Genomic DNA, 975 nt, shown 5'->3' with positions numbered 1-975 from the left:
GCCGAGTGACGTTGTCATGGAACCGCACCACGTCACGCACGTGGTCGACCCAGTAGTCGACGGTGGTGACATCGCCGGATGTCGACATTCCTACAACCGGCTCGCGGAACTCGATGCCGGCGATCGCCGCGCGGAAGTCGTCCAGCATCGGCTGCGGCGAGTGGAACGCGTGGCTGACCTTGAGCCGCTTGTTCTTCCACTTCTCCGCGATCGCGAGCACTTCGTCCTCGACGCCCGCGATCACCACGGACCGAGGCCCGTTGACGGCGGCAATGGACACGCCATCAGTCAGGTGCGCGCGGACCTCTTCTTCGGAAGCGATGACCGACACCATCGCGCCACCGGACGGCAACGCCTGCATCAACGACGCGCGCGCCTGCACCAGCCGACAGGCGTCCTCCAGGCTCAACACACCGGCAACATGCGCGGCGGCGATCTCGCCGATCGAGTGCCCGGCGACCTTCGCGGGCTTCACCCCGAACGACTCGAGCAACCGGTACAGCGCGACCTGAACAGCGAAGATCGCGGGTTGCGTGTTCCCGGTCCGGTTCAGCGCGCCGGCGTCATCGCCCCACATGACCTCGCGCACGCCTTGGAGGTGCTCCAACACCTCGTCCAGCGCCGACGCGAACACCGGGAACGCCTCGTACAGCTCACGCCCCATGCCGAGCCGCTGCGATCCCTGCCCGGAGAAGACATACGCGAGCGGCTTCCCGCTCACCGCTCCCTGCGCGACGACCTGGCCGTCGAGCACCACCGCCCGGTGGTCGAACTGGGTCTTCAACGCGAGCGAGTACCCGATGTCCCGCGCGTCGCCGTCCAGCCGCAGCACCCGCTCGACCTGAGCGTTGAGCGAGCTCGCCGACTTGGCCGACACCACCCACGGCACCCTGCCCCGGGCCTGGATCGATTCGGGTTGGCTGGCCCCCTGGGGGGAGATACCCCCCATCCCAATCATCTCAGGCAGGTCTGACA

The 975-nt window shown here is 67.7% G+C and carries 1 protein-coding gene; it reads right to left on the bottom strand.

Annotated features, from left to right (window positions below; translation table 11 throughout):
• A partial coding sequence (locus UK23_RS47040) for an acyltransferase domain-containing protein (RefSeq protein ID WP_231115003.1) occupies window positions 1-880 on the bottom strand: 880 nt, incomplete at its 3' end.
• Window positions 881-975: the final 95 nt, after the last annotated feature.

The sequence above is a fragment of the Lentzea aerocolonigenes genome (genome assembly GCF_000955955.1).
Taxonomy (GTDB): Bacteria; Actinomycetota; Actinomycetes; order Mycobacteriales; family Pseudonocardiaceae; genus Lentzea; species Lentzea aerocolonigenes_A.
The sequence above is the reverse complement of the archived record's forward strand: the minus strand, read 5'-3'. Positions and strand labels throughout refer to the sequence as shown.